11 protein-coding genes are annotated in these 12963 nt (G+C 59.4%); all 11 read right to left on the bottom strand.

Annotated features, from left to right (window positions below):
- Positions 1-396: 396 nt before the first annotated feature.
- Positions 397-930: a PEP-CTERM sorting domain-containing protein gene (locus ABIZ35_RS01705; RefSeq protein ID WP_348218146.1), complete on the bottom strand. Its 534-nt coding sequence runs from the start codon at positions 928-930 to the stop codon at positions 397-399.
- A 157-nt stretch (positions 931-1087) separates the two neighbouring features.
- The gene (locus tag ABIZ35_RS01700; protein ID WP_348218145.1) at positions 1088-1861 is read right to left on the bottom strand and encodes a sulfite exporter TauE/SafE family protein; all 774 of its coding nucleotides are present in this window, start codon (positions 1859-1861) and stop codon (positions 1088-1090) included.
- A gap of 196 nt (positions 1862-2057) precedes the next feature.
- Positions 2058-2429 carry a secretin and TonB N-terminal domain-containing protein gene (locus tag ABIZ35_RS01695; RefSeq protein ID WP_348218144.1) on the bottom strand — a complete coding sequence of 124 codons (372 nt, stop codon included), beginning with the start codon at positions 2427-2429 and terminating at the stop codon, positions 2058-2060.
- 128 nt (positions 2430-2557) lie between these two features.
- The gene (locus tag ABIZ35_RS01690) at positions 2558-4231 is read right to left on the bottom strand and encodes a M56 family metallopeptidase (protein ID WP_348218143.1); all 1674 of its coding nucleotides are present in this window, start codon (positions 4229-4231) and stop codon (positions 2558-2560) included.
- 6 nt (positions 4232-4237) lie between these two features.
- Positions 4238-4618, bottom strand: a complete 381-nt coding sequence (locus ABIZ35_RS01685; protein WP_348218142.1) for a BlaI/MecI/CopY family transcriptional regulator — start codon at positions 4616-4618, stop codon at positions 4238-4240.
- Between the two features lie 105 nt (positions 4619-4723).
- The gene (locus ABIZ35_RS01680) at positions 4724-5293 is read right to left on the bottom strand and encodes a hypothetical protein (protein ID WP_348218141.1); all 570 of its coding nucleotides are present in this window, start codon (positions 5291-5293) and stop codon (positions 4724-4726) included.
- A 57-nt stretch (positions 5294-5350) separates the two neighbouring features.
- On the bottom strand, positions 5351-8725 hold the full coding sequence (locus tag ABIZ35_RS01675; RefSeq protein ID WP_348218140.1) for a tubulin-like doman-containing protein: 3375 nt from the start codon (positions 8723-8725) through the stop codon (positions 5351-5353).
- A 45-nt stretch (positions 8726-8770) separates the two neighbouring features.
- Positions 8771-9724 (bottom strand): hypothetical protein, encoded by a 954-nt coding sequence (locus tag ABIZ35_RS01670; protein WP_348218139.1) that lies wholly within the window; start codon positions 9722-9724, stop codon positions 8771-8773.
- Between the two features lie 12 nt (positions 9725-9736).
- Entirely contained in the window at positions 9737-10657 is a 921-nt protein-coding gene (locus tag ABIZ35_RS01665) for a hypothetical protein (protein ID WP_348218138.1), read from the bottom strand.
- Positions 10658-10694: 37 nt separating this feature from the next.
- Complete coding sequence (locus ABIZ35_RS01660; RefSeq protein ID WP_348218137.1) at positions 10695-11360, bottom strand: hypothetical protein; 666 nt, start codon at positions 11358-11360, stop codon at positions 10695-10697.
- 122 nt (positions 11361-11482) lie between these two features.
- On the bottom strand, positions 11483-12679 hold the full coding sequence (locus tag ABIZ35_RS01655; protein ID WP_348218136.1) for a VWA domain-containing protein: 1197 nt from the start codon (positions 12677-12679) through the stop codon (positions 11483-11485).
- Positions 12680-12963: the final 284 nt, after the last annotated feature.

Here is a 12963-nt window from a genome sequence, read left to right as displayed (position 1 = left end):
CAATCCGCGTGAACCGCCGGTCACCAGCACGACCTTTCCCGTCAGATCGTAAGCCCGCGCCGAGCGCACCGCCTGGCGCACTCCCAATGCGATCGCCACGCCGCCGGCGACCGTGAGGACCGAGCGTGTCCGTTTGTCCATTGTTTGCGCTGCTCCTTCATCAGAAATCTTCCGTAAGAATTTTTCAAGTCTTGCTGATTAGAATTGTGCCCCATGCGCGCCTTCGTCAATCACCCCCAATACATCGTAGGGTCTGCGCTGACGCGATCCTGCGCATGTGCGGGAATCAGCAACTGCAGTTATCAAACAATGCCAGCGTTAAAAATCCCGCGCAGCGCATGAATGCGCCACGCGGGATGTATGCTGTACTGCGATAGCAGCAACTAAGGCGAACGGTTAACAGGCGGCGCTGCGGCGTTTCCAGACGAGGCCCGCGACGGCGAGCAGCCCGAAGCTGATTGACGTCCATGCACCGGGTTCAGGAACCGCAGCGGGGACATCGTGGAGAGTCAGCGAGACCAGCGCGGGCGCGTCCCCAGCGGCTCCGGTAATATAGACATGACCGCTAACGCCGTGAACGAGCACATGTCCGAGGGGGCCAAAATCATAATCTCCGCCCCCGACCAGATCGTAGAACTCATCCGTCGGGTAGCCGTTGCTATCGCTGTTGACGATGGTGACGTTGGGAGAGAATAGGATATTCGTCCCATTGAGAGAAATTCCGGCGCTGCCAACGGCGCCTCCATTGGAGAAAAAGTTGAAGTCGCCGGCGAAGATGTAAGGGGCGTCCTGGCCGGCGATAAATGGAACGCCTTCCGTCAATGTGACGGTTTCACCGCTGACATTGAAGGTGGAGGACGCGGCGACGCTTGGCGCGGCGGCGGCGAGACACAAAATCGCAGCGATGGCTGCTGGTCGAGTGAGATTCATAATCCGTCTCCTTTGATGTGGGACAGTGATGATACTCCTTTCATTATCCCACGAGCTTATACGCCGAGAATTCGTGAGTCTCCTTCCGGAAAATGTGAATATCGCAAATAAGTAAAGTTGTTTTTGAAATTACTGTCCGCATGCTTTCGATCAGAAACTATGAGAGGATTTTGAGGCCGGAGAGGAGGAGAACAGTGCCCAGGGTGGGGCGCAGGGCGCGTTCGGGAAGACGGGCGGAAACGAGGCCGCCGAGCAGTACGCCGGGGATTGCGCCGATGAGGAGGCTGGCGACCAGGCCGTAATCGACATCACCCACCCAGACATGCCCCAGTGCGGCCGCCGCCGAGAGAAGGCAGCCATGGTAGATGTCCGTGCCGATGACCTCGCGCGCTCCCAGCCCGAAGATAAAAATCAAGGCGACGCCGAACAGCGTGCCGGCGCCCACGGAGGTCAGGCCGACTAAGAACCCGCCGACGCATCCGACCATGACAGCCCAGATGAGTCCATGCTTGACCTCGCGTCCGCGCCGGCGCTCGAACCACGCTTCCACGCGGGGCATGGAGCGCGACAGCACCACCACCGCTACCAGGACAAGCACGGCACCAAGCAGATGCGTCATAATCCGGTCAGCCTCGCCGCCGCTGCGTTTGTCGATAGTGTGCAGCGCCCAAACGCCCAGCAGCGATGATGGAATACTTCCCGCCGACATCTGCAAGACCAGCTTCAGATTGACATTCCCTGCGCGCTTCTGCTGCCAGGAGCCGAACACTTTTGCGATGGCCGCATATGCGAGATCAGAACCGATGGCGTATTTTGCCTTGAAATGGAAAAGATAGATAAGGATGGGGGCCATCAGCGAGGCTCCGCCCATCCCCGTGGCGCCGACGATCAAGCCGACAAAAAGTCCGGCCACAGCATTGTGATAATTCATGTTTCGCCAAAGCGCGGCGCCTGGTCTTTGAAGGGTGAACGCCGCAGATCCTATCATACCACAGAACGACTAATGACTATAGTAATAGTAGTAAAAGGACTTTGGTTCCCGGCGAAATCAGAATTGCTGGTTGTGTCTGTTCCCCTGCTGTTTCATCGTTGCAGCGAGGGAACAGAGACGACTGTTGAGCGATGTCTTAGTGCGCCGATGTCTCGCCCGAAGGATGCTTCACTTTGATCTGGTAGATATTGTCCGTCAGATCGTAGGTAAGTGGAGGATTGGAAGCGCGCAGGATGGATCGGAGCGCCGTCTCCGCTGACGTATTGGAAAGATGCATCGTCAAGGTTCCGACAACGTCGGAAGCGATTGTATAATTGAGGCCCGTCGCATCAAACAAGGACTTCAGGATATCCTGGATCGGCGCATTTTTGAAATTGAGCGTTACTTTTTGTTGGCTGGCGCTGCTTGCCGACGGCGAATTGTCCTGAGCCGAAGCGGCCGATCCGACGCCGATCAAGCCCATCGTGAGGACAAACAGTGCAGGCAGGATGATCTTCTTTTTTGACATGTCTGAAATTCTCCCAAAAACAAAGTGTCGAATCGCAATCTACCGTGGTAAATTATAAAGAGAGTTTACCACGGTAGATTGCGATTGTCAAGAAATATTTATCCGTTCTTCTGGAAGGGGCACGGGAGTTAATTTTCCAGTGATGAAGATCGCTTCATTCGGATGTGATAGACATTATCGATCAGATCGTAAGTGAGTGGCGAGCTGGATGCGCGCATGACCGTTTTGAGAGCCGTATCTGAGTTGACCTGAGTAAGGTGAACGGAGACAACGCCGGTGACATCGGAGTCAATCGTATAATCGGCGCCTTTCGCCTGGAGTAACTGAGCGAGAACCTCTTGTACCGGAGCGTCCGTGAAATCGAGGGTGATGGCCTTTCCCAGATCCCCGCCTTCGGAAGTGACTGTCGTATTGTGATCGCTCTCGACTGGCGTCGGGACAGCAGTCAACGCTGTGGATGGGGACGCGGTCTGTTCGTCTTTTCGATCGAGCTTAGGAGTGATCGGTTCGGAGATCGCAATGCGCTTGGGCGCCGCTGGGGCAGGCAGTTTGACGCGCACGGCTCCACTTGTGAGCGCGGCCAGCATACTCCGTTCATTGCGCTTCTTCGGCGTCATATGGGGTTCGCGGGGGTGGGATTGTCTGCCTGATGTGCTGGGGATGGGAAGTAAGGCGGAACGCTGCTGAGAGTTGTCAGCCGAGCGCGCGCCGGCGTTTGCGGATACGAGGAAGAGAACGCCTCCCGCGGCGATCGCCGCGGCGCACGTCATTGCGACCCGCCCTGCGCGCGAGAGTTCGACGAGTTTGCCGCCGCTCCAGCCGGCAATCCGAACAAGACGCTTTCCGACCATGGATCGGAAGGGAGCCACACCGATCGCCAGGGCGCGCTGCGAGCGGGGCGCGGCGCGGTCTTCGGCGATGTTCAGCAGGCAATTTGCATAGAAGCGGGGCGGACACGCATGAGCCAGCACCCAATGGTCGCACGCGTACTCCGCCGCTTCCTGCCAGCGTCGATACAGGATATGCAAAAGCATCTGTGGCCAAAATAGCGCGGTGGCGAGGCGAAAGGCGAGGTTCCAGGCACAATCACGCTGAAGAAAATGGGACACTTCATGCGCCAGAACGGCGCGCATTCTCTCCTCTCCGTATTGTGCAAGGGCGCCCGTAGGGACGACAATCGTTGGGCTTCGCACGCCCACTAGAAATGGGCTTTGCGCGGCCGGGTGAAGCATCAGAAACGGCGGCGGGGTCCCAGCGCGCGCCGTGATCTCGGACAGCATGCGAACGAGAGGCTCCGCAGTGGTGTATTTGCCTCGCTGCATAAACCGTCGAAGCGCTGCGTGGCAGCCAACAAGCCAGAGTATCTGAACGGCAAAGCCGATCAGCCAGAGTCCGACGATGATCTCATAGAGACTCGGAAGGCCGGCGTACATGCGATCCGACCGCCAAACACCAATCGTGGCGGAGGATTCATAAATCTGGGACGCGGGGTTCGAAACTTTGGTCGGCGCGTGCGTCATGGCGACTGAGTGTGTCCGCGTTTTGGAATCGATCGCCGCCGTCGCCGCGCCGCCGATGGAGATCTGGTAGAAAGGTCGGACGCGCCCAAAGGTGGCGGACGCCATCAGCGCACTGACGACGACACACACGAATGTCGCTCGGTAGGCCGCAAGCTCAAAGGCAGGTCCGCGCCGGCGCAGCAGACGCCCGGCGAACAGTCCCAGCGCAATCAGAAAGCTGCTTTGAATGAAGACGCCCAGCCCAAGCTCCACAATGCGATGACAAACGTCGGACCATCCCATGAGCAGTTACTCCTTCGGCAGTGAATCGACGAGGGCGCGCAGACGGCTCAATTCTTCCGGAGAGGGACGCCCTTCCGCAAGGAAGTGTGAAACGAGCTTGGAAATCGATCCCTGGAAGACCCGGTCGAGAAAATCATTCGCTAGCGCCCCGCTGACCTCAGACTGCTGATAAAGAGGTCTGTAGACAAATGTGCCTTCACGATCCTCATGCGTAATCAACTCCTTGGTCTCCATTTTTCGAAGCAGAGTTTGAACCGTGCTGTGTGTCGTCGGAGCAATTCGGGAAAGACGTTCGGTCATCTGACGCGCCGTCAATTCGGATTGGCTCCACAGCTCCTGCATAATTTGCAGCTGCATTTTACCAAGACGTGGGGGCTGGTGGTCCATGAGATCCTTCTTACTCGACAAAACATTTCTTGTAGTCTACCACGGTAAATTGCAGGCGTCAACAAAAATCTGTTATGTATAAAAACGAAAAGCGATTGAATACAATTAGCGGGAAGATGTGTGATCGAGAATAGGAAGACCGAGGAAGGCGGCGGTTTCGGCAAGCAGCGGCTGGGCGTCCTCGGGTTTTCGCGTGAAGGCGATGACTACGGGAAGGCGAGTCTCGTCCTTCCAGATGAGAAGCACCCAGCAGTGGACCGAGTCGCGCTTGTTTCCCTTCGCTTCACGCAGGGCGACTCCCTGGGCGTCGGCGTCGAGATTGCCCTGACGCGGCGCTAACAGAAACGGAACGCGTGGGGGCGATACAGAGTTTGCGAAGCGCGAGAGGGGGAGCTTGAGGTAATCGGCGTAACGATAGCTGCGGTCTCCCGTGTGGACCGTCAATCGCTGCGGACCGGAGAGGCCCAGCAGATACAGGCCGAAGACGATTCCAAACAGCGCCAGCGGGCGGTCGATCGGATCGGGGCCGCTGTGCCCATGACTGGCGAGCAGCACGGGCGCGACGGCGATCATGGCGATGCCGAGCGCCAGCACGGCGATCTGCCCGAGCGGGTGGGGATAGAAGGACAGCACGCCGGGCTCAGGGCGGTGCAGCAGTCGGTTTTCAATGGGCATAAGAAAGTTATGATGTGACGCCGGGGACGGATGAAATCCGTCCCCGAGGTCGAAGCCTTACATTTCTTTCAAGATCGCCTGGCGGCGGGCTTCGTACTCTTCCTGCGTGATGAACCCCTCGTCGAGAAGCTCTTTCGTTTCCAGAAGACGCTCTTTCAGAGTCGCCCGCGCTGGCGCGGCGGGCGCCGGTTCGGGAGAAGCCGTCGCCGGGATGACGGCGGGGACGCCGCTGGCTGTTTGGATCGCCGTTACCGGCGCCTGGCCGCCGCCGGCGTAGTTGATCTCTTCCAGGTAATCTGTGAGGACTTTGTAGTACGGATCGTAGAAGCTTGGCGCGAGCACCATTTTTTGATTGTTCGCGTGCTGGACTAAGCGGGCGCCCAGGAAGGCTGCGCCTTCAGCGCGGAGGCGCTCGTCGATCGCGGCGTTGATCTGGGCCAGCATACGGCGGTCATCGCAGAGGCGCTGGACGAGATCCCGGGCTTCGGCGGGCGGCCGGCCGGGCGCGGAGCCGGCGTCGGTCTTGAAGCCGTGCACGACGGACTCCACGGTGTTGAAGCCGCCCAGCGAGTCGCTTTTGGGCATGCCAAACTTGTCCGTGTAGTTCGCCACAAACGAAATAATGTCTCGGGTGCCGACGCTCGTGTAGCGCGACTCATGCTCCTCGTCAATCACGCCCGAGGCCCAGCCGATCACGAACGTACGCCACGCGGATTTTTGATCCTCGGCGGACGGCGGTGAGATGCGAATCCAGTCCTTGATATCCGTGCGGGTGTGGATCGGGTTGGCCGCCGCGCCGAGCGACTTCACCTGATCGTAGGCGTATCGGTAGGACTCCATGCCTTGCAGCAGACGCAGCGGGAAGGCGGCGCGCTCGCGTAAGAACAGGACCTGGTGCGGCTCGTTGGAGTTCGAGATCTGCTGATCCTTGACGCCCTGAACGGTATCCATGATCATCGTGCGGAAGCGCTGCTCGCTTTCCGTGCGCGGCGCCGCGCCGTGCAGGACGCCGATGATAGTCTGCTCTTTGTTGATGTTGTGCGTGTAGTTCGGCGCGTTCTCTTGAAGATGCAGGAACGGCGCCGACAGGCTGCCCACACGGCGCAGGGTCTGGATGGTGCGGTCTGTGTCCTGGCCGTACTTGCTGTAGAACTTGTCCAGCACGCTTTCTTCTTCGACGGCTTTGAACACGCCGCGCGTATGCGCAAGGATCGTGCTTGCGATTCTGGGCAGTTCGCCATCGCGCACGCCCCAGATATCGGCTTTCGTGCCCAGACTCTCCAGGATGTCGGAGATCAAGTTATTGACGCTGGCGTTGTTGGCGTCGAGCGCGTTGCCGGCGTAGTGGGCGTAACGATCATCGATGTCGCCGCCGACATAGCGGTCGGCGCCGGTCACCGGATCGGTGTCGCGGCGGCCGGGATTGAACAGCACTTCGCCGTTGACGTCCACCGGCTCCTGTACGGCGTCCCGCTCGGCGCGGGCAAACCCGGCGCGCAGCGATTCGATCCGCTCGACATAGCGGTCCATCTCGGCTTTGAGGCTCAGGACCGTGCCCAGCAGATGACGGTAGAAGACCAGCGCGGCTTCTCCGCCGCGAATGTCCACCATCTCGGCGTCGTAGCGACGGGCGGCGGCCAAGAAGGCGTCCTTCTGCTCGTCGATCTCGCGCCGTTTCGCTGTCGCGATCAGGCTGAGCATGATATCGCCGGCGTGCCGATTGATCTTCTGAAGCGCCGCATCGCGCGTCTGCGTCGTGGGCTGAAGGCCATTCTTGCGCTCCTCCTGAGTTCGCTCCATCTGCGTCATATAAGTGCGGAAGCGATCGGCCATCGTGTCCAGAGCCGCAGCGGCGACGCCGTGACGATGATTAGGATCGTTCACCTGCGCGCTGACCCAGTCGCGCAGCGCTTTATCCTTGGCTTTGATGCCTGTGCCGAGGTTCTGCTGGATTTGGAAGACAGACTCACCGAGATTCGTTTTGCGCTTGGCGAGCAGATCGGGATTCGGATCGGTATCGGCGACCCGTGCGTCCGACTCTTTCTGGCGCGCGACGAGATACTCCACGACCCGGTTATGGCCCGGATACGCCGTCTCATACTGACGATTGGCGCTATTCCAATGCGCCATCGAAAGATCACGCAGCGTTTCACCGGATTCCGAGTTCGCCGTCGTCACAAGGCGCTCCACCGCGTCGACCGTCAGGCCCAGACGGGATAACTCCTGATCGGTGAACGCACCGATATTGACGACGCGTTCCAGCGGGTCCGTCCAGCGGCGTACGATGTCGCCCGCCAGCCGATTGGAGCAGGCCGTCATGACCTTGTCCTTGGGGAAGTAGATCGACGCCAGCCCGAAGCCCATATAGTTCTGAGCGCAGCCGAGGCCGTCGGCCGTAATCAAGAACTGGTCGAAGTTGTTTCGGTTGGACTTCTTCTGCCGCTGGAACTCCGAGGTCAAATCTAAGAAGATCGAGTGTCCGATCATCTCCACCAAATCTTTGACCGAGTCCAACTGGGCCGAGGGCGACGACGTGTCCACCAGATATGTGTACCGGAACGGCGGATCGGCGTCCTCCATCGGCGGGATCTCGGCCTGATACTGCGCCGAGAACGTCGTCGATGGATCCGTGAAGTGGTTCAGCTCCATCAGCGCCGCGTAGGCGTTGGGCCGGTTGTCCACCGCGACGGCTTCGGAGTTCGGCGGAATGCTGAACATTCCGACCATCTCCAGCATGCGCTGCGATTTGAACTTGTTGCGAACGGTATAGGCAAGGTCCAGGAACATGCCTGATCCCGTACCGCCGAGCATGGAGCCAACGATATAGACCGTCAGGCCCTCGCCTACTTGCAGGCCATTGCGGATCGCCGTTTCCTTGCTGGAGTCGCGCGTCACCTTCAGCATCTCTTCTTCGAGCTTGCGGGCGATGGTGGCGTAGTTCCAGAAGTACGCGAGGCGGCCGCGTGCGCGCACCGCGCCGGCGCCCTGATCGATGTCGCCCGTTAGCACGCGGGCGTCGAGCCATGTGCGCAGGTGGGGATGCTCGCGCAGGTTCTTGCGCAGGTTATCCACGCCATGCACGGACGTATGGATCTTGTCGGCATTGTCTAAGTTGACGGCGTCGTCATAGTCTGGATTTTTCGAGAAAATCGACTGATCCGTGTCCAGCAGCATAAAGCCGACAATCGGGATTTTGTCCAGCGATTCGTATTTCTCGATCAGACGCTTGCGGACATCCAGCAAAATCTGATGCCCGGTGCCGCCGACGCCGATAATGATCGAGCGCGAAATTCCCCGAAGCCGGCCGTCGTCCGCCGTCGGCCCCGTCGTCGAAGCGGTTCCGGAAGGGACCGATATCGTCGGCGCGGGAGCGGGGGGCGGCGCGGGCGCGGGCGTTGTCGGAAGCGGTGGTGGTGTCGTTGTGTCTGCCATAAGTATTCTTCTTCAAAGTGAACGAAAATGTTAGGACTATTGGACTTACTGCTTGAGACTTTGCATCAATGCGGGTTCATAAGTGGGAGCAATCGCCGCACGCACTTCATCCTGAGCATCGGCGTTCGCCGCCGCTGCGTCGGCAACCTGCTGAATATTGCGCGCGAGTGTCAAAAGCTCTTCTCCGCTCTGATGGCCGCTCTGTTGATATTGGGTGAGACTGACGTGCATGGCCTGAATCTGCGCGCCGATTTCTCGCTCCAGCACTTCGCCGCGGCGGCGGATCGTCGCCAAGCGTATCGACATCTCCGCGCTCGTGCGAAGCGCGCTCGCCTGCCGCCGCAGACTGGCGGCTGAGACGCCATCTTTTTCCGTGTCAGCTTCCCGATCCACTTCGTCCGCCTGCTGCATCAACGCTTCCGGGGATTCCGCCGTAACATTGTCGGCTGTCATCGCGGAACACTGGTCTAACGCTTCGTCGATCACATCCAGAGCCGTCCGGACGTTCTTTCGGACCTCGTCGGAAATATTCGCCGCCTGCCGCGTTGCGTTGAGCAGTCCCCAATAAGAACTGCACAGCCTTTGAGCGAACGGCATCACTGCCGACACTTCTCGTTCGGTGATCGGTTTATGTCCATATTGGACCATAGTTGCGACGTAGGACGAATTTCCTTCCGCTCTCGGCAGCAGCCCCAAAGCAAAAAAGCAAAACGGCGCGAGAGTGACCGCACCCAGGTTATGGCTCCATAACGGGAGCGACAGCGCACCTGCGGCGATCAGCGAATACGACACGATTTTACGGGTCCGCGACTTCTTTCTGCTCCACATCTTCAAAAGCGATGGAGGAAACGCCTTTCGATCCCCTTCTGGAAGCGACTGCCATTGGACGAGAAACTCGCACGCCTGGTCAATATCCGCCTCTGAAAACACGCCGTCGCTGCGCTTGCTGAGCAGCTTGCGGTACATTCGGACACTGAGATCCTGAGGATAGATTTCCATGGCCCCTTCGAACTACTGTCCAAGCCGCTGTGTGTTCACCGGCGGCTCCTGATAGCTTGGATCAATCACTGAACGCACTTCGTCGCGGGCGTTCAACGTGGAGTTGACTTCGGCGGCAATTTGCTGAATGTTAGTCGATAATCCTTCGAAATCGCCGCTTTCGTTCTGGCCGCTCAGCGCATGGCTCTCCAAACTGACCTGCATTGCTTGAATCTGGGTCAGCACCTCGCCTTGCGCGGCCTCGCGTCGTCGGCGAAGGGTGCTGCGCTGGCCCGCGAGGACGGCGCTGCCGCGCAGCGTATCGGCTTGACGGCGCAGACTGGCGGCGACAACCGCGTCCGATTCGTGACGCGCCCTTTCTTCCGTTTCATCGGCCTGGCGCTGAATGTTCGCCGGGTCGCCCGTCATGCTGGGAGCGGGGCTTACGGAGAGCTTGGTGACCAAATCGCCGATGTCGATCAGCGCTTCATGAACATTACGCTGAGCGCTGGGGCTTAGCCCCTGTGCTTCGATCACGGATCGGAGCAGCATGGAGTAGGCGACTTCCAGATCCTTCGCGCCGGAGCCCAGCGCATCGGCCTCCATGAGCGTGATCGGCGCTTTGTCGTCCACGCGGGTCTGAACGTAACCACTTTCCTGAAATTTGTTTTTGACCTTCTTGCGCCAGAACGGGATACCAAAAAGAAATATCCAGCTCCAATGGGAGAAGTGCAGCCCCACATGATTGAAGTTGCCGAGAATCATCCCGTTATCGATCAGAAAGAAGGCAAGAAATATCGCCGCGAAGATCCGAAACGGCCGGTTGTCCCGGCGCTGACTGTCCTTCTTCAAGAACGCTGGGAGTTCCGGAGCACGCTGCTGGGCCGCGCCCTCACGCAAGCGCAGAAGCTTCTCTCGGTGGGCGGCGTCTAGATCTTGTGGACGTAGTTCCATGTTCAGATTTCCGGACGGCCCGAGTGAGAAACCTGCGCTACTTTCGGGTAAACAGCACGATCAAAATCGCCACCGCGACAATCGCGCCGATTACTGACTGAATAGTATTGTCTTTTGGACTGAACAGATACAGCATAAGTCCATAAGAAGCCATCACGCCGACCAGCAGCGCTACGCGGGAGGCGGCGGCTGGGTCGCCGCGCTTGTTTGCGGCGCGTGTGCCGACGTAGACCACGAACGGAAGGAATACCAGCGCCACGAGTGTCCCGACGAGGAAGATAATCCACTTGGTAATCGGATTGAACGAGGCAAATTCGTAATCGTTCTTCGGATCGGCTGGCAGGCGAACGCTGCCGCCGGTGCTGGAGACCGCCTCGAAATGATATCGATAAGTTCCTGAATTCGCGGGCGTGTAGCTCCAGGTGACTGGGATGCCTAAGGTTGGATCGCCGCTTGGGATCGTCGCGGGGACGGTCACCTCGCCGCCCGGGGTCTCAAGAATCATCTTGAGCGATGTTGGCGGGTCGCCATCCGGCTGCTTATAGGTAAGGGTGACCGGGTAAGTGCCCCCTTGCTGCACTTCTGTGCGGATTGGGGGATCGTTTATGATGACTTCCAGCGTCGGCGGCTTGGCGGATGCCGGGAAGGCCAGAGTGAGCAGCAATGCGGCAATGCACGCAATTCGGGAACAGACAAGTTTCAAAGAGACACGGCCTCCTGTGCCGACGAATTGGCGGACGCCTCGCAAAACGGCTTTGCAGGCCCGCCAATTATTGTGACACATAACGTGGGAATTGGTTGCAGGGTTTCTTGGGACGCTTTGCGTCAGAAGATCTCTTCTTTTGGATCGGCCACGCGGACCCGGTGCTCGCGTTCCGGCGCGGCGTCCGTCGCCGGAACCGACACGCGGATTTCGTCTCCGGTGCGCAGCGCCACCGAGTTTTCCAAGCGCGTTCCATTGTGATAGACCTTGACGGCGTCCCCGTCCTTCACGGCAGGGGCCAGCGACAATCCGCCGCTCTTCCACTCGATGGCCGCCGCCGGCTTCGCGAGACCCGACAGCGCGAATGTCTCGTCGCCCGGCCCGCCCGATCCCAGCGATCCGCCCAGCTGCACCTTGGCGCCGGGACGCAGCCGATAGTCCATGGGGTGGCCTTTGTCGCCCAGCTTCAGGCGCAGCGGTTTAGGACTTCGCATCGCCGACATGACCGCGAACGCGAGAATGGCGAGGGCGGCGATCACGCCGCCGACGATCATCGGCAGATTGCTCTGCGCCTTCTCAGGCGTGGCCGGCGTCACTATCGTCGTGGTGGTCGTCTGCGTGGCCATATCATCCAGCTGGTCCGGGCCGACAGGGAGTCGTTCAATGGGCCGTCCACTCTCGGCAATGCCGACGCCGACGCCGTACTCCGTCAGCTTGTCCGATGATTTTAGCGAGCTGAGAAGTCCTTCATAGCCCCGGTTTTCCGAGGTGCTGGGATAAACCGTCAATCCCTTCAGTGTGTAATAACTCAAATACGCCGGATAGTTGGGATCGGTTTCAAGCGGCCGGTCGTTAAACGAGTCCGTCAGCAGTACGACCACGCCGGGGTGGGGCAGATCTTCTTCGATCGCCTTCAGCGCCTCATGGTGCGGCTCCCGAATATTGGTGCCCTGGCCTGGCGCTGGCGTGGAAGGAATCTGATCGATCAGCGCCGCCGCATCGGCGGAGGTCGTGAGCGTTTTGTCAAACACCGTCTGCGTCCCGGTTCCAAAGCTCTTCAAAATGACCCGATCGCCGGGAACGCATCCCTGGCGCAGCAGGGTCGCGGTCGCCGTACGCTCGCGGCTGAATACGCCGCCGTGCTTGGTGCTGGCCGAGACATCGAAAACGAATACCACCGTCTTGGGATGCACGGCCTTGATCTGCGCCGCAAACTGCGGCAGCGGCGGCTGCGAGACCGCCTCCTGCGCGCGCGCGGCGATGGGCAGGGCGCAGAGGGATGCAAAAAGAGCAATATTGAGTTTTGTTCGCGAAATCAAACGTTGTTCTCCGAAGCGGTCAGGCCTACGGGTATAAAACCCAAAGCGTACCCCGGGTGTAAAACCCGGGGCTGGGAGATGCTTCGCATCTAATCGTCCGTGCCGGACGGACAAATTATGGATTATCGACAGCTGGCATTTGCGTCCGGCACGGACGCTCAGCGGCTCTGGCCGCTCCCAGCCATGGGTTTTATACCCGTGGGGCCGAGGGCCGCTCCTAATGCAAAAACACCGCCGCCGCAGTCCCCACGATCCCAATCACTCCCGCAATCAGCATCGGCGCA

The organism is Capsulimonas sp. (assembly GCF_039929585.1).
GTDB lineage: Bacteria > Armatimonadota > Armatimonadia > Armatimonadales > Capsulimonadaceae > Capsulimonas.
Note: the sequence above shows the minus strand (reverse complement) of the source record. Positions and strands in the feature narration are given on the sequence as shown.